Origin of the sequence: Solilutibacter silvestris (genome assembly GCF_002895945.1) — a bacterium.
Lineage (GTDB): Bacteria > Pseudomonadota > Gammaproteobacteria > Xanthomonadales > Xanthomonadaceae > Solilutibacter > Solilutibacter silvestris.
This window is the reverse complement of record NZ_NPZB01000002.1, coordinates 633,269-654,401: the sequence shown is the minus strand read 5'-3', so window position 1 is coordinate 654,401 and position 21,133 is coordinate 633,269. Positions and strand designations below refer to the sequence as shown.

The window sequence follows — 21,133 nt, the reverse complement described above, 5'->3', positions numbered from 1 at the left end:
TCAACTCAGTTGCGAATGTGGGGGCCTGCTCAGCGCAGGCCGGTCTCGTGGCGGGCGATCACCAGGCGTTGAATCTCGCTGGTGCCCTCGTAGATTTCGGTGATCTTGGCGTCGCGGAAATAGCGCTCGATCGGCATTTCCTTGGAATAGCCCATGCCGCCATGGATCTGCAGCGCCTGGTGGGTGATCCACATCGCCGCTTCCGACGCGGTGAGCTTGGCCACCGCCGCGTCGGTGGTGAAGCGCTTGCCCTGCCCCTTCAACCACGCCGCGCGCAGCGTCAGCAGGAAGGCGGCATCGAGCTTGCACTTCATGTCGGCGATCTTGGCCTGGGTCATCTGGAACGCGCCGATCGGCTGGCCGAAGGCCTTGCGCTCCTTGACGTAGGCCAGCGTCGCCTCGTAGGCGGCACGGCCGATGCCGATGGCTTGCGAGGCAATGCCGATCCGCCCGGCATCGAGCACGCTCATCGCGATCTTGAAGCCGTGGCCTTCATCGCCCAGCACGTCTTCCGGCTGCGCCACGTAGTTGTCGAATTCGATCTCGCAGGTCGCCGAGGCGCGGATGCCGAGCTTGGGTTCGGTCTTGCCGCGATGGAACCCGGCGCGATCGCCATCGATCAGGAACGCGGTGATGCCGCGCGCGCCCTTGTCGGGATCGGTCATCGCGAACAGCACGAAATACTTGGCCACCGGACCGGAGGTGATCCAGCTCTTCTTGCCATTGATGCGGTAGCTGCCATCAGCCTGCTTCACCGCGCGGCAACGCATGGAGGTGGCATCGGAACCGGACTGCGGTTCGGTCAGCGCGAAGGCACCGATTTCCTTGCCCTCGGCAATCGCACGCACGTACTTCTGCTTCTGCGCTTCGCTGCCATAGGTCAGGATGCCGTTGCAGAACAACGAATTGTTCACCGAGAGGATGGTGCTGTGCGCGGCATCGCCCTGCGCGATCTCGATCATGGCCAGCACGTAGGCGATCGGGTCCATCGCCGCACCGCCGTATTCGGCCGGGACCTCGATGCCCATCAAGCCGTTTTCGCCCAGCAGGCGGATGTTGTCGAGCGGGAATTCGCCGCTGCGATCGTGCTCTTCGGCGGACGGGGCGATCTTCTCCTGCGCAATCCGGCGCGCCACGTCCTGAATCATCAACTGCTCTTCGGTGAAGCTGAAATCCACGATCACGTCCCCAATCGGAGCTCGAAAACGGAATTGTATCCCGCGAAACTTTCCATTCGCTCCCGACTTGACCGCTTCGGTCCTCTGCGCGACAATATATCTTTAAATCCGGATAGAGCGATATATGGATCTGGAAGGCTGGTCGAGCCGTCTCAAGATGTTCGCCGACGCGACCCGCGTGCGCCTGCTGGTGCTGCTCGCGCACGAGGAATTCACCGTCGCCGAGCTTGCCGCCATTACTGGCCTGGCGCAACCACGCGTGTCCACCCATCTGGCGCGATTGAAGGAAGCCGGGCTGGTACGCGATCGCCGCTCCGGCGTGTCCGCGTATTACCGCTTCGAAGAGAGTGCGCTCGATTCCTCGCAGCAAAGCCTGTGGCAGGCGTTGCGCGACGGCAGCAACGATCCCCTGTTGAACCAGGATGCCGCGCGCGTCCCCGAAGTGATGGCCGCGCGTGCCAGCGACCAGAACTGGGCCGACAGCGTCGCCGGCGACATGGAACGCCATTACTCGCCGGGTCGCACCTGGGAAGCGATGGCACGTTCGGCATTGCCGCTGCTGGAACCGGGCGACGTCCTCGATATCGCTTCCGGCGACGGCGTGCTGGCGGAACTGCTGGCGCCGCATTCCGATCGCTACATCTGCCTCGATGCCAGCAGCCGGGTGGTCAACGCCGCCAGCGAACGCCTGCGTTCCTTCCCGAACGTGGAAGTGCGCGAAGGCGACATGCACGCGCTGCCGTTCCCCGACGGCAGCTTCGACCTGGTGGTGTTGATGCATGCGCTGACCTATGCCGCCAAGCCGCAACAGGCGGTGATCGAAGCCGCGCGCGTGCTGCGCCCCGGCGGCCGCCTGCTCCTGTCCAGCCTCGGCAAGCACGCCCACGCGACTGCCGCGCAACCGTTCGGCCACGTCAACCTCGGTTTCACCGTCAAAGAACTGCAGAAGTTCATCGAGAAGGCCGGGCTGCGCAGCGACCAGCCACCGAGCATCACCCGCGAGCGGCGTCCGCCGCATTTCGAAGTCATTTCCCTGATTGGTGCCAAGTCATGAGCACGACCTTGCCGTGGAAGAACCCGCAACGCGCCGAGGCGCTGCAACGCGCACTGGACGAACGCATCCTCATCCTCGATGGCGCGATGGGCACGATGATCCAGCGTCACGAACTGGAGGAAGCCGACTACCGCGGCGAACGCTTCGCCGAAGGCTACGACGCCCTGTTCGCCGGCGACGGCCATGCGCACGGGCCGGGTTGCGGCTGCGAAGGCCACGACCAGCGCGGCAACAACGACCTGCTGACGCTGACGCGTCCCGAGATCATCCGCGACATCCACGCGCAATACCTCGATGCCGGCGCCGACCTGATCGAAACCAATACCTTCAACTCCACCAGCATCTCGCTGTCCGACTATCGCCTCACCCACCTGGTGCGCGAACTCAACCGCGAAGGCGCGCGGATCGCCCGCGAAGCCGCCGACGCTGCGGAAGCACGCGATCCGTCGAAGCCGCGCTTCGTGGTCGGCGTGCTCGGCCCGACCAGCCGTACTGCATCGTTGTCGCCGGACGTCAACCGCCCCGGCTTCCGTGCCATCAGTTTCGATGAACTGCGCGAGGCTTATCGCGAAGCCACCGAAGGCCTGATCGAAGGGGGCGCCGACATCCTGATGGTGGAAACGGTGTTCGACACCCTCAACGCCAAGGCCGCACTGTTCGCGATCGAGGAAGCCTTCGATGCTCATGGCACGCGCCTGCCGGTGATGATCTCCGGCACGATTACCGACGCCTCCGGGCGCACCTTGTCCGGGCAAACCGCGGAAGCGTTCTGGTATTCGTTGCGCCACGCGCGTCCGCTCGGCATCGGCCTCAACTGTGCGCTCGGCGCGAAAGACCTGCGGCCCCACGTGGAAGCGCTGTCCACCGTCGCCGACACCTACGTCACCGCGCACCCCAACGCCGGCTTGCCCAACGCCTTCGGCGGCTACGACGAAACGCCGGAAGACATGGCGGTGATCCTGCGTGAATTCGCCCAATCGGGCTTGCTGAACATCGTTGGCGGATGCTGCGGCACCACGCCACCGCACATCGCCGCGATCGCCGCGGCCGTGCGCGATGTCGCGCCGCGCGCCATCCCGGAACTGGAAGAAGTTGCATGACCACGTTGTCCCGCCACACCCGCCTCGCCGGCCTCGAACCGCTGGTGATCACCCCGGAATCGAACTTCATCAACGTCGGTGAACGCACCAACGTCACTGGCAGCGCGCAGTTCAAGAAGATGATCCTGGAAGGCCGCTATGACGACGCGCTGGTGGTCGCGCGCCAACAGGTCGAGAGCGGCGCGCAGGTGATCGACGTCAACATGGACGAAGGCCTGCTCGATTCCGAACAGGCGATGGTGACCTTCCTCAACCTGATGGCCGCCGAACCCGACATCGCGCGCATCCCGGTGATGGTCGATTCGTCGAAGTGGTCGGTGATCGAAGCCGGATTGAAGTGCCTGCAGGGCAAGGGCATCGTCAATTCGATCTCGATGAAGGAAGGCGAGGCGGAATTCCTGCGCCAGGCACGACTGGTTCGCCGCTACGGCGCCGCCGTGGTGGTGATGGCCTTCGACGAAGCCGGCCAGGCCGACACGCTGGAACGCAAGGTCGAGATTTCCTCGCGTGCGTACAAATTGTTGACCGAGGAGATCGGCTTCCCGCCCGAGGACATCATCTTCGATCCCAACTGTTTCGCGATCGCCACCGGCATCGAGGAACACAACGATTACGCCGTCGCCTACATCGAGGCCGCGCGCGAACTGCGCAAGCGCTTCCCCAAGAGCCATATCTCCGGCGGTGTCTCGAACGTGTCATTCTCGTTCCGCGGCAACGAACCGGTGCGCCAGGCGATCCACGTGGTGTTCCTGTACCACGCGATCAAGGCCGGGATGGACATGGGAATCGTCAACGCCGGCGCGCTGCCGCTGTACGACGATCTCGATGACGAACTGCGCGAACGCGTCGAAGACGTGGTGCTGAACCGTCGCGACGATGGCACCGAACGCCTGCTCGAGATCGCCGACAAGTTCAAGGGCAAGAAAGGCGAGAAGAAGGTCGAGGACCTGCGCTGGCGCGAACAGCCGGTCGCGGCGCGGCTGTCGCATGCACTGGTGCACGGCATCGACCTCTACGTCGAAACCGATACCGAGGAAGCACGCGTGCAGGCCAAGCGCCCGCTCGACGTGATCGAAGGCCCGCTGATGGACGGCATGAACGTGGTCGGCGATCTCTTCGGCGCCGGCAAGATGTTCCTGCCGCAGGTGGTGAAGTCGGCACGCGTGATGAAGAAGGCGGTGGCGCATTTGCTTCCGTACATCGAAGAGGAAAAACTGCGCACCGGCGACGCCGGAAAATCGAACGGCAAGATCGTGATGGCGACGGTCAAGGGCGACGTCCACGACATTGGCAAGAACATCGTCGGCGTGGTGCTGGCGTGCAACAACTTCGAGGTGGTCGATCTCGGGGTGATGGTGTCGGCGCAGAAGATCCTCGATACCGCGCGTGAAGTCGGCGCCGACATCATCGGCCTGTCCGGGCTGATCACGCCGTCGCTGGAAGAGATGAGCCATGTCGCCAAGGAAATGAAGCGCCAGGGCTTCGCACTGCCGTTACTGATCGGCGGCGCCACCACCTCGCGCGCGCACACCGCGCTGAAGATCGACCCGCACTACGACGCACCGACCATCTGGGTGAAGGACGCCTCGCGCGCGGTGAATGTCGCGCAATCGCTGATTTCCGCCGATCTGCGCGCGCCCTTCGTTGCTGCCAATGAAAGCGACTACGCCGACATCCGCGAACGTCATCGCAATCGCGGCGACGCCAAGCGCCTGGTGTCGATGGGGAAAGCGCGCGCGCAGGCCTTTGATGGCGACTGGGCCAACTACACTCCGCCGACACCGGCCAAGCCCGGCGTCCATGTCTTCAACGACTATCCGCTCGACGAACTGGTGCCGCTGATCGATTGGACACCGTTCTTCAATGCCTGGGAACTGGCCGGCCGTTATCCGGCGATCCTCACCGACGACATCGTCGGCACGCAGGCCAGCGAACTGTTCCGCGACGCCCAGGCGATGCTCAAGCGCATCGTCGCCGAAAAATGGTTGACTGCGCGCGGCGTGATCGGGCTGTTCCCGGTGCATTCCATTGGCGAGGACCTGGTGATCGCGCCGGCGAACGAACGGCCAGCCACCACCCTGCACTTCCTGCGCCAGCAGGTCGACAAGCCGGTGGAACGCCCCGACTTCTGCCTCGCCGATTTCATCGCACCCGCGACGTCGGGCAAGCAGGACTGGATCGGCGGTTTCGCCTGCACCGCCGGCATCGGCATCGACGAACGCGTCGCGCGCTTCGAAGCCGACCACGACGACTACAACGCCATCCTGCTCAAGTCGCTGGCCGATCGCCTGGCGGAAACGCTGGCCGAACGCCTGCACCAACGCGTGCGCAGCGAGTTCTGGGGATACGTGCCGGAAGAAACCCTGAGCGCCGACGAATTGATCGACGAAAAATACCAGGGCATCCGTCCCGCGCCCGGTTATCCCGCCTGCCCGGACCACAGCCAGAAGCGCACGCTGTTCGATCTGCTCGATGTCGAGACCAACATCGGCATGGAGCTCACCGAGAACTTCGCGATGATGCCGGCCGCTGCGGTCTCCGGCTGGTATTTCAGCCATCCGCGCAGCCAGTACTTCGTCGTCGGGCGTGTCTCGCGCGAACAGGTGGCGGATTACGCGGCGCGCCGCGGCATCACGCTGCAGCAGGCCGAGCGTTATCTCGCCGCCAATCTCGATTACGATCCGGAATAACCGCGGCGCATGGGCGATCAGGAAACCACTGCCGCGGCATCCGGGCCAACGGGAATTGGCAACCGCGAATTCATCGAACGCCACGCCGCACCGGGACGCATCGGCCTGTGCACCGGCAAGGAATGGATGAGCAAGCTGATCCGCAAGGCCCAATCGCCGCTGACCGGCGACGGCCATCGCAGCCTGTGGTCGCACGCCTTCATCTTCAACGAACGTCGCGCCGATGGCCATTGGTGGGTGCTCGAATCCGATCTCGACATCCACTACAAGCAAGTGCGACTGGGCGTGCAGGAAAACCGCGTCGATCGCTATTTCGACAGCGCGGACGTCCCCAATCTCGCCATCCTCGATTTCGGCCTCGACGATGCGCAGGTGAAACAGGTGCAAATCGCCGGATTGGAGCTGCTCTCTGGCCTCTCGCACTACTCGCTCACCGAACTGATCGGCACGCTGCTGGCCATGCCCAGCCGCCGCCTGCGCCGACACGGCAATGTCCTCGCCCGCAACAACGCGCTGTTCTGCTCGGCGATGGTGCAGCACTGCTACGCCGCAGCCAGCCTCCACCTGCTGCCGGAACTCGGCGGCAAACACATCACGCCGCAGGACATCGCGGAATCGCCGCTGCCGCACCAGAGCCATCGCTTGATCCGCGATCTCGGCGTCTCGCACCTGCGTCGCATCGGCCGTCGTACCGAGGCCTTGGTCGACGACCTGCTCGGTTCCTGATGGCCGGGAACATGACGCGCTAAGCTTGCGCGGATGAAGCCCAGCCGCGACAACTTCCTGCCCCTGCGCCATCTCGCGGCGGCCATGGTGATCTACGGGCACGCTTACGCGCTCACGCGCCACCCTGCCGGCGACGTCGACCTGGTGCAGCGTTTCATGCCGGGCTTCTACGCCGGCAGCCTCGCGGTGTTCTTCTTCTTCGCCATCAGTGGATATCTGGTCACGCTCAGCCTGCTGCGCCAGCCCTCGATCCTGCGCTACGCCCGCAATCGCGTCGTGCGCATCTGGCCGGCTTACATCGCTTGCATCCTGTTCTGCGCGTTCGTGCTCGGTCTGGCGTGGACGACACTGTCGCCATCGGCCTATCTGCACGACAAGGCAACCTGGCATTTCATCGCCGGGAATGCCATCCCGAAATCATTCGTGTGGACACTGCCCGGCGTGTTTTCCGCGAATCCCTACCCGAACATCGTCAACGGCAGTTTGTGGTCACTGGGCGTTGAAGTGCGCTGGTATCTGTGGCTCGGCATCCTCGCCGCGCTGACGCTGGTGCGTCGACGCATGGCGTTCACCATGGTCGCGATGGCGTGGATCGCATGGTGCGCGTGGCAGTGGTGGCATGGCGCCGCCGATGCACGCGACGTGCGCGCGCTCGGCTGCATCTTCCTCGGCGGCGGACTGTGCGCGGTGTGGCGCGAACGCCTGGCGATCACGCACGTCGGGATGGCCGCGCTCATCGTGTTGGCTGCACTCGTGCACGACAGTCGCTGGTTCGGCCCGATCGCCGGCATCGCCGCGTTGTATTTCTGCCTGTGGGTGGCCTATCGCCTGCCCGCGTTGCGCTGGCCGCGCGTTATCGATTGGTCGTACGGGTTGTTCCTGTACGGTTTCCCGGTGGAACAGTGCATCGCGGCGTGGAAACCGGAGATCGCGCCATTGGCGATGTTGCCGCTCGCGCTGATCGCCGCCGCGATAATGGCCGCGGCATCGTGGCAGTTCATCGAGCGGCCGTTGCTCGATCGCTTCAAGGGCAAATCATCGATCACCGATGCGCCATTGCCGGCAGTGTGATCGATCAGGTCACGATCAATCAACGCCCGCGCGTCAGTGCCATGGATACACCGAATCCGGCCTGCCAATCGGGACTGTTGCGATCCAGCCCGCGCAACAGCCAGCCATCCAGTTGCACGCGATGACGCAGCAGCATCGTCACTCCGCCGCCGGCGACGCGCGTGCGATCGACGCCACTGCCGGAACCCGCCTGCAGGTATCCGGCAACGCGCGAGCCGATGGGAAATCCGTAGGACAGCGACGTCAGCCAGCCATTGCCACTCGCCTGCAGGTCGCGTGCGACGGACCCGGTAAGACTCTGGTTGCCATCAAGGCTACGTGTCACCGTCACTGCCAGTTGCTCGGCACGGCCCTGTGTCCCGAAAGTCGCATCGCCCGATGCCAGCTTGTGCGTGCCCAATACGGCCCAGCTCCATGCTGCGGAAGGTGCTGTCGGCGTCCATTTCAGCGCCAGCGCACCATCGCCCTGCCCATGGGCATTCTGCCGGCTACCGCCACCACTCAGCCGTTGGAATGCATAAGGGCTGCCGATGAGTTGCAGCTCCAGGCCGTGCCCCATGCCGATCCGCAGATGACTGTCGGCTACAGCCTGGAACACATGAGCTTCGCCGTCGTGTTGCCATGTGGCATCGGGCAAGCCTTGCTCCCACGCTACTGAACCGGCAGGCAACGACCATGACGCAAAGGAGATCCCCGGTCGGTCGAACTGCGGGTCCACATCCTGTGCATCCTGGCTTTGCGCATGCACGATGCGGATCGGCGTCGCCAACACCAGGAGGCACATCATCCAGCGCAATGCAATCGCCATTGGATCTCCCGGGAGTGGTCTTCAGAACTCTGCATGGAGACGCGCGGACAGCACATGGACCGGTCCGCGCGCATGGTTGTATCCGGGATTGTCGATGTGCTGCCAATCCAGGCTGAGATGCGTACTCTTCGCCACCTGCAGCGCGTAATAGGTTTCGATGATGCGCTCATTGCGATAATCCAGCGCGCCATCGCCGAGGAAGAAACCGAGGCCACCGCGCGCCAGATAGTCGCGATGCGGCGGCGACAGGGCATTGACCGCCAGCGCCACGCCCAAGGCATCGTCGGGACGACCCCAACGCGCGCCCTTCAGCGACAAGCCTGCGCTGAGCGAACGGTCAACCTCGGAGAACGCATAGGTTTCGGTGCGACCGTCGGCATGCATCGCCCGCACGAACGCCCCGGCATCGCCGGTGATCGCCTGCTGCACATCGATGCCGACGCCGGTCTTGTCGTGTTCGCGCGTCCGCACCGCATCCAGCGACGGAGCGCCGCCGCTGGCATCGGCCAGGGCCAGCGCATCCGAATACCGCGCCATCACCGCGCGACCGCGGAATCCCAGCAGCAACACCTTGCCCGGCTGGCCCGAGATCGCATGATCGTGCTCGATCTCGACCTGATCGCCGAAATGACGGAACAACTGCGCATCCAATGGCAACTGGTTCGGCCACTTCGGTTGTTCGAAGCGGCCGGCGCGCAGCGCCCACGCATCGTGGTACCACTCGACTGCACCGCCCCAGGTATAGCCGCGTGCATCCGCCGGGAAATCCCAGGCTGCATGCGTGAGCAGCGACCAGTCGAGGAATTGTCCGCGCGGATCGCCGGCATAGTCATTGCGGTCGAAAATGTCGTTGACTGCAAGATTGCCGATCGTCACCACCAGCCGCCGGCTCTTGACCGTCGTGGCCAATTGGTTGGCTGCCGAGACGACCTGTTGGTCAGCGCCTCCCAGATCGAAACGCTGGCGGAAAAAACCGCGCGCCGCGTACAGCGTCAGGCGTGGGCCGGAGGTCTTCTGCATTTCGCCGTTGGTCGGTCCGCCCAATCCCGAGACATTCGAGATCGGCCGACCCTGGACGATTTCCGGATTGAAATACAGTTCGCCGCCTTGCCACAGTTTCGCGCCAAGGAACAACGTGCCGCTGAAGGTGTAACTGTTTTCGCGCGTCGCCAGCAAGCTGTGGTCGCCGGAATAGGCCGCCGCGAATCCCGATTTGCGCTGCCACACATAGGTTGCCTGCCCATGCACGGAAAATCGCTCGTCCTGCGCCGCTGTGCCATCCGCCTGCTGGGCCATCGCCGAAGTCGACACGAGCATGGCCAGCAACCATGGCGTACGCATCGGGATGCGTCCCGGGCATTGCACGACATGACGAAGAAATACGGAAAGGCGCATGCGGAATCGGCGCTGGCACGTTGCGTTGCACGCAGTCTGGCCGCGCTTTCTTTCGCAATGATTTCACCGTGCGCGCGGATAAAATAACGTCGCGATCGTTGTGATGTTATCGCCTCACGGCGATCACGCGATCACCACACCAAGTCGTCGGGCACCTGGAATTGCGGGTCGGCATAGGGATCATCAGCGGCCAGCGCATCGGGATCGACCTTGAACGCGACCGCTTGCGCGAAGATGCGTTCCGCTTCGACCAGCACGCCGGTATCCACCAGCAGATAACGCCCGTTCAACTGCACCACGCCCAGCTCGCCGGCATTGAGCCGCACCAGTTGATCGGCAGTGACGTAGATGCGCTTGATCTTGCCGCCGTATTCGAAATGGCGCGCGATGTCGGCATCCTCGGCATTCAATGCCTTGTCGGCGAGGAATACGGCCAATCGTTCGCGCGCTTCACGACGCAGTCGTGCTTCTTCCTGGCGCAGGCGCTCGGCTTCGATGCGTTCGGCCTTCTCGTGTTCCGCGCGCATCGCGTAGGCCTTGCCGAGATCCATCCCGCCACTCGGCGGTGCCTTGCGCTTGTGCGGCGGAGGCGAATTCCCCTTGCCGTCCTTGCGCACGGCATGTGCCGGCTTGCCCTTGGCGGGCGCAGCGGCAGGTCTTGCCGGCGGCTTCGCCGGCTTCGGTACCGGCTTGAATCCCAAGCCAAGCAATTGGTCACGCAGGGTATCGGTCATCGTGGATCAGTAGTGCGGCGGTGGCGGTTCATCGGCGGGATCGGCACTCGCGCCGGATCCACGCGCGGACTTCAGTTCTTCAAGCACGCGCCGCAAGACCACCTCATGGCGGGCGATCTCCGTGCGCGCGTCGGCCAGCGCATCGCTGAGTTCATTCAACGAATGCTCCTGGAAGGCCACGCGCGTCTCCAGCTCTTCAATACGCGACAACTCGCTCATGCCACGCGCACCGATCGGCCGCGACCGATGCCCCAGTACGCCAGGCCATTGGCTTCGACTTCTTCCGGATCGTAGAGGTTGCGACCGTCGAAGATCACGCGATCGTGCAAGCGTTCGGCCAGCATGTCGAAATCCGGGCTGCGGAATTGCTTCCACTCGGTGATTACAACCAAGGCATCGACGCCACCCGCCAGCGTGTCGGCGCGCAGATCGCACAGCATCAGATCATCACGATCGCCGAAGATGCGTTGCGCTTCCTCGCGTGCTTCCGGATCGTAGGCACGCACCTTGGCGCCGGCCTCCCACAACTGTTCCAGCAGGCGACGGCTCGACGCTTCGCGCATGTCGTCGGTATTCGGCTTGAACGCCAATCCCCACAACGCGATGGTCTTGCCGCGCAATGCCGCCGCGCCGCCGTAGTGACGCTCCATCAATTCGAACAGATGGCCCTTCTGGCGTTCGTTCACCGCCTCGACCGCATTGAGCAGCAGCGATTCGTAGCGATATTGCGCTGCCGTTTTCGCCAGCGCCTGCACGTCCTTGGGGAAGCACGACCCGCCGTAGCCGGCGCCGGGATAGATGAAGTGCCAGCCGATGCGCGGATCGGAACCGATGCCCTTGCGCACATGCTCGATGTCCGCGCCGACACGCTCGGCGATGTTGGCCATCTCGTTCATGAAACTGATCTTGGTCGCCAGCATCGCGTTGGCGGCGTACTTGGTCAGTTCCGCGGAACGCACGTCCATCGTCACCATGCGATCGTGGTTGCGATTGAACGGCGCGTACAACTTCTTCATCACCGCGATCGCGCTGTCGCTCGGCGAACCGATGACGATGCGATCGGGACGCATGCAGTCCTCGACCGCCGCGCCTTCCTTGAGGAATTCCGGATTGGAGACGACGTCGAATCGCAACTCGACGTCGCGCTTCGCCAGCTCCTCGGAAATCGCCGCGGCGACCTTGTCGGCAGTGCCCACCGGCACCGTCGACTTGTCGACCACCACCAGTGGCCTGGTCATGTGCTTGCCGATGGTGCGCGCCACCGCCAGCACGTACTGCAGGTCCGCACTGCCGTCCTCGTCGGGCGGCGTGCCCACCGCGATGAACACCACGTCGCCGAACGCGATCGCATCGGCGGCGTCGGTGGTGAAGCGCAAGCGGCCCGAGGCGTGATTGGCCTTGACCATCGGCTCAAGGCCGGGCTCATAGATCGGGATCACGCCGTGGTTGAGGCCGTCCACCTTGGCGGCGTCGATATCGACGCACACCACCTGGTGCCCCACTTCCGCGAGACAGGTCCCTGTGACCAGGCCGACATATCCAGTGCCGAAGATGGAAACGTGCATGCGTCTTCCTTGCGTGGCGCGTGGTTGCCGACGATCAGTGCTGCGGAGCCGCTGCCGGACGCGCGCCCTGCGGCTGCGCCTTCTCGATGCTCACCAACTCGACATCGAAGACCAGCGTCGCGTTCGGCGGGATCGGGCCGCCGGGCGTGCCCTGCTCGCCGTAAGCCAGCTTGGCCGGAATCCAGAACTTGTACTTGCTGCCGACCGGCATCAACTGCACGCCTTCCGACCAGCCCGGGATCACCTTGTTGACCGGCATCGCCGCCGGCTCGCCGCCATGCGCTTCGGTGCTGTCGAATTCCTTGCCATCCAGGGTGACACCCTTGTACTTCACCTTCACTACATCGGTCGGCTTCGGCTTGGGGCCGGTGCCTTCGCTCACCACCTGGTACTGCAAACCGGAAGCCGTGGTCTTCACGTCGGGCTTCTTGCCGTTGTCGGCCAGGAACTTCTCGCCGGCTTCGCCGTTCTTCTTGGCATCGGTCATCATCTTCTGCATCGTCTTCAGCTGCATGCGCTGGCCGAAGGCCTCGCCCACCGATGCTGCCTGCTTGTCATCCATCAACGGCTTTTCGCCCTTCAGGGTGGTGCGGATCGCCTTCATCATCACGTCAAGGTCGACGTCGTCCTTGGCGGGTTCCAGCGATTTGCCCATTTGCAGGCCGATCATGTAGCTGACCTGGTCCTTGTCGGTGGGGAGGCCGGCGATGGTCAACGCCGGCTTGTCGCCGGACTTGGCGGCATCGGCCGTCTTGGCATCGGTGGACGACGCGCTGTCGGCAGGCTTGTTGCAAGCGCCCAGCGCAAAAGTGACTGCGATCGCCAACGACGACACGGCAATGAGGGAACGGCGATTGGACATCGGTAACTCCGGGGTTTTGACCGCGCGATGCGGGTGAATGACTGCGGACGACACCGCAGGGGGGATTACTTTAGCGGCTCAGGCCAAGCAGTTCGACATCGAACACCAGCGTGGAGTTCGCCGGAATGCTCGGCGGCGAACCCTTGGCGCCATAGGCCAGCTGCGACGGGATCCAGAAACGGTAGCGGCTGCCAACCGCCATCAGCTGCAATCCCTCGGTCCAGCCGGGGATCACTGCCTTCAGCGGGAACATCACGTCCTTGTTGGCATCGAAGACGCGGCCATCGAGCGTGCGACCTTCATAGCTGACCCGCACCGTGGAATCCGTAGATGGGCGCATGACACCGCCGCCATCCTTGATGATCTGGTACTGCAGGCCAGTGCGGGTGGTCATCACGCCCGACGCGGTGCGATTGCGCGCGAGGAAAGCATCACCCTCGCGCTTGTTGCGAACGGCTTCCTCGGCACCCTTGTTGCGCATGCGCGCAGCCAAGGTGTCGTGCGCCTGTTTCGCCTGCGCTTCATCGAGCAGCGGGGTCTGGTGCAATGCCACCGCGCGTATGCCCTGCATGGCGATCGGCAGATCGAATTCGGCACGCGCCGGCGCCAGCGAGCGCCCGATCTCGATGCCGACCAATCGCGCGACCGTTTCCGGCGTCACGCCCGGCGGAAACGCCGGGACCGCCGCGCCCGACTGCCGGGCCTGGACGCGCTGCCCCAACGACATGCTGACCATGCGTGCCTCGTCCTGGGTGATCAGCGGCTTGCCGCCATCCAGCGCGTTGCGAATCGCGTGTTCGAGTTCGGGGAAATCGATGTCCTGCCCGATGTCCGCCAGCGACTTGCCGACTTCCATCCCGACCATGTAGCTGGTGCGGTCGCGTTCGTTATGGATATCCATCTTCCTCGGCGCTTGTACCTGCTGCGTCGCCGCCGGCTTCTTCGCCGCCTTGGCCTTGCCTTTTGCGGCGTGGGCCGTCACGGGCATGGCGACGATGGCGAACACGACAGCGAGTGCAGCGAGACGAACCGGGGGCATGGCGGAATCCGACATCTGGAAAACCGATATTCTGCGGGAAATCCATGCGCACGACGAGCGTCCCCGCATACCGGAGGTCACGACGGGTTCATTGCGGCGAACAAAAAAAAGCCCGCTTGCGCGGGCGTTTTCCTGAAGATGGCGTCCCCACGGGGATTCGAACCCCGGTCGCTACCGTGAAAGGGTAATGTCCTAGGCCTCTAGACGATGGGGACGTGTTTGACGCTGTTTCCCTTCGACATCGTTCGCTGGCCTTGATGCGATCGATGTTGGTGGAGCCAGGCGGGATCGAACCGCCGACCTCCTGCATGCCATGCAGGCGCTCTCCCAGCTGAGCTATGGCCCCACAGAGGGAAGCCCGCTAGTCTAGGGAGATCGATTTCCTTCGTCAACCCTCTTCGACAGCAGAAGCTTCGTCGAAGCGCAGCATCGTGGCCTGGCCATGGCCGCGGATGGCCAGCAGATCCAGCCATTTGCCGAGGAAAATGTTCATGCGCAGGCGGTGGTCGATGATCGCTTGTGGCGGCGGATACATCCCCACCACGTCCTGCCAGCGTCGCCCGACATGGCAATGGGTGGCTTCGGCCTGGCGCGCATCGCGATACAGGCGCACGAAGGCCGAGGGATCGGGTTCGCCGCTGACCGGGTCGATCACCGTGTAGGTCAGGCGCAATTCGGTGGTGTAGCGATGCTGTTCGATGATATCGAGGCGCAGATCGAGCCCGTCATCGCCATGCGAGAGATAGCTGCCGACAGGCAGGCGCGCCGGAGCCAGCAAGCGCGTGAGCTTGCCGTGATTCTCCGCATACAGTCCCATCAACAGGCCGAAGCGACTGAGATGGGGAATGCGAACGACAGGGGCGTGAACCAGTGCCATGGGGTGACCTATACGCGATCAGGCGCGATTCGGCAATGGCGGCCGATACAGCTTTGTGAGCTCGGTCAATACATTTCGCGATTGATTCCCAGTGTTTCCAGCACGCGACTGGAAATTTCCTCGATCGACGCATGCGTGGTCGACAACACCGGAATGTGTTCCGTGCTGAAGATCACATTCGCCGCGGCAACCTCGCGCTTGCAGGTGTCCATCTCGGAATAGCGCGAATTCGGCCGGCGTTCCTGGCGGATCTGGTGCAGGCGATCGGGATCGATGGTCAAGCCGAACAGCTTGTTGCGATATTGGCGCAGGCGCGGCGGTAGGCGGTCGCTTTCGAGATCGTCATCGGTTAGCGGATAGTTCGCCGCGCGCAGTCCATGATGCAGCGCCAGGTACACGCAGGTCGGCGTCTTGCCGGCGCGCGACACGCCGATCAGGATCACGTCGGCGTCGCTGTAGTCCACCCGCATGCCGTCGTCGTGGGTGAGCGCGTAGTTCATTGCGTTGATGCGCCGGTGGTACTGGTCGAAATCGACGATGCCATGCGCCTTGCCGACCCGCGGTTGGCGCTTGCGACCAAGCTCCTGTTCCAGTGGCGCGATGAACGGCGCGAACACGTCCAGCATCAACGCACCGCTGGTGGCGAGAACGGCGCTGAGATCACCGTCCACGCAGGAATTCACCACGATCGGGCGCACCCCGGCCTGCTCGCCGGCCGCGCGAATGAGGACTGCCGCTTCGCGGGCCTTGTCCGGGGTATCGACGAACGGCAGGCGATCGGTCTGGAATTCGCCCTCGCTGAACTGGGTCAGCAGGCTGTGGCCGATGGTCTCGGCGGTGATGCCGGTGCCATCGGAAACGTAGAAGACCGGGCGGATGTCGGACATGTGTCGGGCCGTTGATGAAAACGATTGCTAAAATAACCGGATTGCCGTTCGGCATCCCGAATCCCTGTCCGGAGCTTCCCCTTGACCGCCCCAGCCCACAGCAAGAATGTCCTCTGGCTGAAAGACCTGCGCCTGTCCGATCTCGCCCAGGTGGGCGGCAAGAATTCCTCGCTGGGCGAGATGATCGGCCAGCTCGCCGGCCTCGGCGTCTCGGTGCCGGGCGGTTTCGCCACCACCGCCGATGCCTTCAAGGACTTCATCGCCCACAACGACCTGCACGCGCGCATCTACGACAAGCTGAAGACCATCGATGTCGACGACGTGCCGGCATTGACCAAGGCCGGCGCCGAAGTCCGCGGCTGGGTGATCGACGCACCACTGCAGCCCGGACTCGAAGCCGATATCCGCAGCGCCTACGCGCAGATGAGCCAGGAGGCCGGTTCCGTCGATCTCGCCGTCGCCGTACGTTCCTCCGCCACCGCCGAAGACTTGCCCGACGCGTCGTTCGCCGGCCAGCAGGAAACCTTCCTCAACGTGACCGGCGCCGATGACGTCGTGCGCAAGGTCAAGGAAGTGTTCGCGTCGCTGTACAACGATCGCGCGATCGCCTATCGCGTCCACCACGGTTTCGCGCACGAGGACGTGTTCCTCTCCGCCGGCATCCAGCAGATGGTGCGCTCGGACGTCGGCGCAGCGGGCGTGCTGTTCACCCTCGATACGGAATCCGGTTTCCGCGACGTGGTGTTCGTCACTTCCAGCTATGGCCTTGGCGAGATGGTGGTGCAAGGCGCGGTGAACCCGGACGAGTTCTACGTCTACAAGCCGACGCTGATGGCGGGCAAGCCGGCGATCCTGCGTCGTGCGCTCGGCAGCAAGCAGTTGCGCATGGTCTATTCCGATGCACCCGGCGAACGCGTGCGCACCGAGGACACGCCGGTGGAATTGCGTTCGAAGTTCTCGATCAGCGATGCCGACGTCGCCGAACTGTCGAAGCAGGCGTTGGTGATCGAACAGCATTACGGCCGCCCGATGGACATCGAATGGGGCAAGGACGGCAACACCGGCAAGCTCTACATCCTGCAGGCGCGTCCGGAAACGGTGAAGTCGCGGGCGAAGGCGACGCAGATCGAACGTTACACGCTGGGCGAACGCGGCCCGGTGTTGTGCGAAGGCCGTGCGATCGGCCAGAAGATCGGCGCCGGCACCGCGCGCGTAGTCCGCCGTCTCGAAGACATGAACAACGTGCAGCCCGGTGACGTGCTGGTTGCCGACATGACCGATCCCGATTGGGAGCCGATCATGAAGCGCGCCTCGGCGATCGTCACCAATCGCGGTGGCCGCACCTGTCACGCCGCGATCATCGCGCGCGAACTCGGTGTGCCCGCAGTGGTCGGCACCGGCAACGCGCTTGACACCATCGTCGACGGGCAATCGATCACCGTGAGTTGCGCCGAGGGCGATACCGGCTTCATCTACCAAGGCAACCTGCCCTTCGAGCGCACCACGACCGATCTCGGCAACATGCCGCCGGCGCCGATGAAGATCATGATGAACGTGGCGAATCCGGAACGCGCCTTCGATTTCGGCCAGCTGCCGAACGCCGGCATCGGCTTGGCGCGCCTGGAAATGATCATCGCCAGCCATATCGGCGTGCATCCGAAGGCGCTGCTGGATTACGCCCGCCAGGACGCCGAGACCAAGAAGAAGATCGACGCACGCATGGCCGGTTATGCATCGCCGGTCGATTTCTACGTCGATCGCCTGGTCGAAGGCATCGCCACCATCACCGCATCGGTCGCGCCGAATCCGGTGATCGTGCGCCTGTCGGACTTCAAGTCGAACGAATACGCCAACCTGATCGGCGGATCGAAGTACGAACCGCATGAAGAAAACCCGATGATCGGTTTCCGTGGCGCCTCGCGTTACGTCTCGCCGGACTTCGCCGACGCCTTCGCGCTGGAATGCCGCGCTGTGAAGCGCGTGCGCGAGGAAATGGGCCTCGACAACCTGTGGGTGATGATCCCGTTCGTGCGCACGCTCGACGAAGGCCGCAAGGTGATCGAAGTGCTGGCGCGCAACGGCCTGAAACAGGGCGATGGCGCGACCAATGAAAAGCCGGGCCTGAAAATCATCATGATGTGCGAAGTGCCGTCGAACGCGCTGCTCGCCGACGAATTCCTCGACATCTTCGACGGCTTCTCGATCGGCTCCAACGACATGACCCAGCTCACGCTCGGCCTCGACCGCGATTCCTCGATCGTCGCCAACCTGTTCGACGAACGCGATCCGGCGGTGAAGAAGATGCTGTCGATGGCGATCCAGGCCGCGCGCGCCAAGGGCAAGTACATCGGCATCTGCGGCCAGGGGCCGAGCGATCATCCCGATCTCGCGCTGTGGTTGATGGAACAGGGCATCGAGTCGCTCTCGCTCAATCCGGACACAGTGGTCGATACCTGGCTGGCGCTGGCGAAAGCGAAGGCGGGCTGATCCCGACGCGCTACATGCGGTGCTTGATCTAGACTTCCGGGAGGCATGCTTTCCGGAGTCGCGCATGACATTCGCATTGGGTTGGCCGCACACGCTGCTGGACCTGTTCTCCTCGGCGCTGCTGTTCGCCCTGCATCTGGCCGTGGTCGCGCGCGCGATCACCCGCCCCAACCGCACGCCCGCGTCGCGCGTGGCCTGGGTCGCAGTGATCATGTTCCTGCCGTTGCTGGGCGTGATCGCCTATCTGTTCCTCGGCGAAACCAGCATCGGCCGCCGGCGCATCCACGATCTGCATCGGACCATCGAACGCATGCCATTGCCGGACGATTCCGCCGGCACGCCGCCGGATGTCGCACTGCGCTTCGCCAAACTGTTCGAGCTCGCGCGCTCGATCAACGGTTTCCACCCGGTCGCCGGCAATCGCATCGAACTGCTGGGGGATCCCGACGCGCCGATCGACGCCCCGATGGTGAACTCCGATATCGCGATCGCCGCCCTGGTCGCCGACATCGAACAAGCCCGCGAACATGTCCACATCAGCTTCTACATCTGGCTGGATGACAACAACGGCGGCAAGGTCGCCGATGCAGTGTGCGCCGCCGCCCGCCGCGGCGTGCAATGCCGGGTAATGGTGGATGCGCTGGGATCGCGCGCGTTCACCCGCTCGCCGCGCTGGCGCCAACTGCGCGATGCCGGCGTGCAGACGCTGGCGACGTTGAACGACATCCCGCGACTGGGAAATCTGGCGATCGGCCGCGTCGATCTGCGCAACCACCGCAAGATCGTGGTGATCGACAATCGCATCGCGTATTGCGGCAGCCAGAACTGCGCCGATCCGGAGTTCCGCACCGAACCGCGCTACGCGCCGTGGATCGACATCTTCCTGCGCTGCGAAGGACCGGTGGTGCGTCAGGAACAATTTCTCTTCCTCAGCGCATGGATCGCCGAAACCGGCGAGCAATCGCTGGAAGCGTTGCCCTCGGCCTTACCACTGCCGCAACGTGTCGAGCCTGGCGTGATCGCGCAGATGTTCGGCACCGGGCCGACCACCCGCGGCAATGCCATGTCGGACATGTTCGTCGCCACGATCTATGCCGCGCGCGAGGAATTGCTGGTCACCACGCCTTACTTCGTCCCCGACGAGGCACTGTTGCGCGCGCTGTGCGCGGCACCGCGACGCAGCGTCAAGACCACGATCATCTTTCCCGCGCGCAACAATTCCTGGCTGGTCGGCAGTGCCTGCTACAGCACCTACGACGACCTGCTCGCCTGCGGGGTGGAGATTTTCGAGTACCCGCTGGGCCTGCTCCACACCAAGTCGATGACCGTCGACTGCGAATTCGCGCTGGTCGGGTCGGCCAACATGGATCGCCGCAGCCTGCAACTCAATTTCGAGAACAACATGCTCGTTGCCGATCGCGGCGTCACCGATACGATCCGGCAACGCCAGCTGTCCTATCTCGCGGCGTCGCGGCCGGTGACCCTCGAATCGGTACGCGCGTGGCCGTTCCATCGCCGGTTGGTGCAGGATGCCGTGGGAATGACGGCGCCGCTGCTGTGACGCGCGACCACGCGCTCACTCCGGCGCGAACGCGCCCATGGATTTCCGGTAGTGGCGCAGCTCGGCGATGGAATCGCGCACGTCGCTCAATGCCGTGTGCGCGCTTTCCTTGGTGAATCCGGCCGACACCTGCGGTGCCCAGCGCCGCGCCAGTTCCTTGACGGTGCTGACGTCGATAGCGCGATAGTGGAAGTAACGCTCCAGCTCCGGCATCTGGCGATGCAGGAAACGCCGATCCTGGCAAATCGAATTGCCGCACATCGGCGACATCCTCGCCGGCACCCACCCGCGCAGGAATTCCAGCGTCTTCGCTTCGGCCTCCGCCAACGCCACGCCTTCCTCCAATACCCGTCGCCACAATCCTGACTTGCCGTGCTGGGTGCGGTTCCACTCGTCCATTGCCTCCAGCACGACCAACGGCTGCGCGATCGCGAACTCCGGCCCTTCGGCCAACACGTTCAACTGCGCATCAGTCACCACGGTGGCGATTTCGAGGATGGAATCGCGAACGGTATCGAGCCCGGTCATTTCGAGATCGATCCAGATCAACCGTTGTTCCATCTGATCTTCGGTCATGGCTCGCGCATTCCTTCGGGACGTCGCATGATAGCCCAGCCCGTCCCAGCATCCGCCCAGCCATGTCCTCCAATCCGACCTCGATCCATTACGTCATCCTGACAGCGATGCTGGCGCCGGCGTTCTTCCTGACCGCCACCGCCACCCTGTTGTCCGCCGCGAACAACCGGCTTGCACGCGTCGTGGATCGCCTGCGTTCGCTGATCGTCACGTGGGAGGCCGAGGCACCCGATCGCAAGGAGCGCGACGTGCAGATCGCGCGTCATCGCCAGCGCGCGCATCTCGTCCTGCGCGCCTGCCAATTGCTCTATACCGCACTCGCCTGTTTCGTCGGCACCAGCCTCACGCTGGCCATGGATGCCGGCCTCGATTTCCGCATGGGCGCGCTGCCGACATTGCTGGCCGTGCTTGGCGTGAGCTTCCTGCTCGGCGCGAGTTATTCGCTATGGCGCGAGGTGAATCTCGCCGTGCGCAGCTTCGATCGCGAACTTGACCACGAACTGGCACGACGCCTGCGCTGACG

Annotated in this window: 20 protein-coding genes and 2 tRNA genes; 9 read left to right on the top strand and 13 right to left on the bottom strand. The window is 64.0% G+C overall.

What is annotated here, in order from left to right:
• Positions 1-29 precede the first annotated feature (29 nt).
• On the bottom strand, positions 30-1,184 hold the full coding sequence (locus Lysil_RS10665) for an acyl-CoA dehydrogenase family protein (RefSeq protein WP_425477161.1): 1,155 nt from the start codon (positions 1,182-1,184) through the stop codon (positions 30-32).
• Positions 1,185-1,302: 118 nt separating this feature from the next.
• On the opposite strand from Lysil_RS10665, the gene Lysil_RS10660 reads away from it, so the two are divergent.
• Genes Lysil_RS10660 through Lysil_RS10640 form a run of 5 tightly spaced genes read left to right on the top strand, consistent with a single transcriptional unit; the run spans position 1,303 to position 7,819 of the window.
• Positions 1,303-2,232, top strand: a complete 930-nt coding sequence (locus Lysil_RS10660) for an ArsR/SmtB family transcription factor (protein WP_103075557.1) — start codon at positions 1,303-1,305, stop codon at positions 2,230-2,232.
• Positions 2,229-3,332, top strand: a complete 1,104-nt coding sequence (locus tag Lysil_RS10655; RefSeq protein ID WP_103075556.1) for a homocysteine S-methyltransferase family protein — start codon at positions 2,229-2,231, stop codon at positions 3,330-3,332. The genes Lysil_RS10660 and Lysil_RS10655 overlap by 4 nt, the downstream gene beginning before the upstream one ends.
• Positions 3,329-6,022, top strand: coding sequence for a methionine synthase (gene metH / locus Lysil_RS10650; protein WP_103075555.1), 2,694 nt, complete (start codon positions 3,329-3,331; stop codon positions 6,020-6,022). Before Lysil_RS10655 ends, metH begins: the two co-directional genes overlap by 4 nt.
• A gap of 9 nt (positions 6,023-6,031) precedes the next feature.
• A complete protein-coding gene (locus Lysil_RS10645; RefSeq protein WP_103075554.1) occupies positions 6,032-6,748 on the top strand; it encodes a hypothetical protein in 717 nt (238 codons plus the stop codon).
• 33 nt (positions 6,749-6,781) lie between these two features.
• Complete coding sequence (locus Lysil_RS10640) at positions 6,782-7,819, top strand: acyltransferase family protein (protein WP_103075553.1); 1,038 nt, start codon at positions 6,782-6,784, stop codon at positions 7,817-7,819.
• Between the two features lie 19 nt (positions 7,820-7,838).
• On the opposite strand, the gene Lysil_RS10635 is transcribed toward Lysil_RS10640, so the two are convergent.
• From Lysil_RS10635 to Lysil_RS10605, 7 genes are all read right to left on the bottom strand, one after another.
• Positions 7,839-8,627, bottom strand: a complete 789-nt coding sequence (locus tag Lysil_RS10635; protein WP_103075552.1) for a transporter — start codon at positions 8,625-8,627, stop codon at positions 7,839-7,841.
• Between the two features lie 21 nt (positions 8,628-8,648).
• A complete protein-coding gene (locus tag Lysil_RS10630) occupies positions 8,649-10,022 on the bottom strand; it encodes a carbohydrate porin (protein ID WP_205756932.1) in 1,374 nt (457 codons plus the stop codon).
• Between the two features lie 131 nt (positions 10,023-10,153).
• Positions 10,154-10,756 (bottom strand): DUF2058 family protein, encoded by a 603-nt coding sequence (locus tag Lysil_RS10625; RefSeq protein WP_103075551.1) that lies wholly within the window; start codon positions 10,754-10,756, stop codon positions 10,154-10,156.
• A gap of 6 nt (positions 10,757-10,762) precedes the next feature.
• Positions 10,763-10,975: a SlyX family protein gene (locus tag Lysil_RS10620; RefSeq protein ID WP_103075550.1), complete on the bottom strand. Its 213-nt coding sequence runs from the start codon at positions 10,973-10,975 to the stop codon at positions 10,763-10,765.
• Complete coding sequence (locus Lysil_RS10615) at positions 10,972-12,321, bottom strand: UDP-glucose dehydrogenase family protein (protein WP_103075549.1); 1,350 nt, start codon at positions 12,319-12,321, stop codon at positions 10,972-10,974. Before Lysil_RS10615 ends, Lysil_RS10620 begins: the two co-directional genes overlap by 4 nt.
• A gap of 34 nt (positions 12,322-12,355) precedes the next feature.
• Positions 12,356-13,183, bottom strand: a complete 828-nt coding sequence (locus Lysil_RS10610; RefSeq protein ID WP_103075548.1) for an FKBP-type peptidyl-prolyl cis-trans isomerase — start codon at positions 13,181-13,183, stop codon at positions 12,356-12,358.
• Between the two features lie 70 nt (positions 13,184-13,253).
• Complete coding sequence (locus Lysil_RS10605) at positions 13,254-14,222, bottom strand: FKBP-type peptidyl-prolyl cis-trans isomerase N-terminal domain-containing protein (protein WP_165782470.1); 969 nt, start codon at positions 14,220-14,222, stop codon at positions 13,254-13,256.
• On the opposite strand from Lysil_RS10605, the gene Lysil_RS13425 reads away from it, so the two are divergent.
• Entirely contained in the window at positions 14,221-14,358 is a 138-nt protein-coding gene (locus Lysil_RS13425) for a hypothetical protein (protein ID WP_165782469.1), read from the top strand. The two genes, Lysil_RS10605 and Lysil_RS13425, sit on opposite strands and share 2 nt — an antisense overlap.
• Positions 14,359-14,361: 3 nt before the next feature.
• Here the strand turns inward: Lysil_RS13425 and Lysil_RS10600 are convergent.
• The 4 genes from Lysil_RS10600 to ppsR form a co-directional block, all read right to left on the bottom strand.
• Positions 14,362-14,437: transfer RNA gene (locus Lysil_RS10600), tRNA-Glu, on the bottom strand.
• A gap of 55 nt (positions 14,438-14,492) precedes the next feature.
• A tRNA-Ala gene (locus Lysil_RS10595) sits at positions 14,493-14,568 on the bottom strand.
• Positions 14,569-14,610: 42 nt separating this feature from the next.
• Positions 14,611-15,099: a DUF1249 domain-containing protein gene (locus Lysil_RS10590; RefSeq protein WP_103075546.1), complete on the bottom strand. Its 489-nt coding sequence runs from the start codon at positions 15,097-15,099 to the stop codon at positions 14,611-14,613.
• 65 nt (positions 15,100-15,164) lie between these two features.
• A complete protein-coding gene (gene ppsR, locus Lysil_RS10585) occupies positions 15,165-15,986 on the bottom strand; it encodes a posphoenolpyruvate synthetase regulatory kinase/phosphorylase PpsR (RefSeq protein WP_103075545.1) in 822 nt (273 codons plus the stop codon).
• Positions 15,987-16,067: 81 nt separating this feature from the next.
• On the opposite strand from ppsR, the gene ppsA reads away from it, so the two are divergent.
• Together ppsA and cls are read left to right on the top strand one after the other, a co-directional pair.
• A complete protein-coding gene (ppsA, locus tag Lysil_RS10580; RefSeq protein WP_103075544.1) occupies positions 16,068-18,473 on the top strand; it encodes a phosphoenolpyruvate synthase in 2,406 nt (801 codons plus the stop codon).
• 64 nt (positions 18,474-18,537) lie between these two features.
• Positions 18,538-20,034: a cardiolipin synthase gene (gene cls / locus Lysil_RS10575; RefSeq protein WP_103075543.1), complete on the top strand. Its 1,497-nt coding sequence runs from the start codon at positions 18,538-18,540 to the stop codon at positions 20,032-20,034.
• A gap of 15 nt (positions 20,035-20,049) precedes the next feature.
• Here cls and orn read toward each other — a convergent pair whose 3' ends face one another.
• Positions 20,050-20,610 (bottom strand): oligoribonuclease, encoded by a 561-nt coding sequence (gene orn / locus Lysil_RS10570; protein ID WP_103075542.1) that lies wholly within the window; start codon positions 20,608-20,610, stop codon positions 20,050-20,052.
• A gap of 62 nt (positions 20,611-20,672) precedes the next feature.
• Between orn and Lysil_RS10565 the strand changes: the two genes are divergently transcribed.
• Positions 20,673-21,131 carry a DUF2721 domain-containing protein gene (locus Lysil_RS10565; RefSeq protein ID WP_103075541.1) on the top strand — a complete coding sequence of 153 codons (459 nt, stop codon included), beginning with the start codon at positions 20,673-20,675 and terminating at the stop codon, positions 21,129-21,131.
• The last annotated feature ends 2 nt before the right edge of the window (positions 21,132-21,133 follow it).

Bases quoted from the DNA above. Each gene is read 5' to 3' on its own strand.
- Lysil_RS10660 (WP_103075557.1), top strand. From the start codon at position 1,303: ATGGATCTGGAAGGCTGGTCGAGCCGTCTCAAGATGTTCGCCGACGCG.
- Lysil_RS10655 (WP_103075556.1), top strand. From the start codon at position 2,229: ATGAGCACGACCTTGCCGTGGAAGAACCCGCAACGCGCCGAGGCGCTG.
- metH (WP_103075555.1), top strand. From the start codon at position 3,329: ATGACCACGTTGTCCCGCCACACCCGCCTCGCCGGCCTCGAACCGCTG.
- Lysil_RS10645 (WP_103075554.1), top strand. From the start codon at position 6,032: ATGGGCGATCAGGAAACCACTGCCGCGGCATCCGGGCCAACGGGAATT.
- Lysil_RS10640 (WP_103075553.1), top strand. From the start codon at position 6,782: ATGAAGCCCAGCCGCGACAACTTCCTGCCCCTGCGCCATCTCGCGGCG.
- Lysil_RS10635 (WP_103075552.1), bottom strand. From the start codon at position 8,627: ATGGCGATTGCATTGCGCTGGATGATGTGCCTCCTGGTGTTGGCGACG.
- Lysil_RS10630 (WP_205756932.1), bottom strand. From the start codon at position 10,022: ATGCGCCTTTCCGTATTTCTTCGTCATGTCGTGCAATGCCCGGGACGC.
- Lysil_RS10625 (WP_103075551.1), bottom strand. From the start codon at position 10,756: ATGACCGATACCCTGCGTGACCAATTGCTTGGCTTGGGATTCAAGCCG.
- Lysil_RS10620 (WP_103075550.1), bottom strand. From the start codon at position 10,975: ATGAGCGAGTTGTCGCGTATTGAAGAGCTGGAGACGCGCGTGGCCTTC.
- Lysil_RS10615 (WP_103075549.1), bottom strand. From the start codon at position 12,321: ATGCACGTTTCCATCTTCGGCACTGGATATGTCGGCCTGGTCACAGGG.
- Lysil_RS10610 (WP_103075548.1), bottom strand. From the start codon at position 13,183: ATGTCCAATCGCCGTTCCCTCATTGCCGTGTCGTCGTTGGCGATCGCA.
- Lysil_RS13425 (WP_165782469.1), top strand. From the start codon at position 14,221: ATGGCGGAATCCGACATCTGGAAAACCGATATTCTGCGGGAAATCCAT.
- Lysil_RS10605 (WP_165782470.1), bottom strand. From the start codon at position 14,222: ATGCCCCCGGTTCGTCTCGCTGCACTCGCTGTCGTGTTCGCCATCGTC.
- Lysil_RS10590 (WP_103075546.1), bottom strand. From the start codon at position 15,099: ATGGCACTGGTTCACGCCCCTGTCGTTCGCATTCCCCATCTCAGTCGC.
- ppsR (WP_103075545.1), bottom strand. From the start codon at position 15,986: ATGTCCGACATCCGCCCGGTCTTCTACGTTTCCGATGGCACCGGCATC.
- cls (WP_103075543.1), top strand. From the start codon at position 18,538: ATGACATTCGCATTGGGTTGGCCGCACACGCTGCTGGACCTGTTCTCC.
- orn (WP_103075542.1), bottom strand. From the start codon at position 20,610: ATGACCGAAGATCAGATGGAACAACGGTTGATCTGGATCGATCTCGAA.
- Lysil_RS10565 (WP_103075541.1), top strand. From the start codon at position 20,673: ATGTCCTCCAATCCGACCTCGATCCATTACGTCATCCTGACAGCGATG.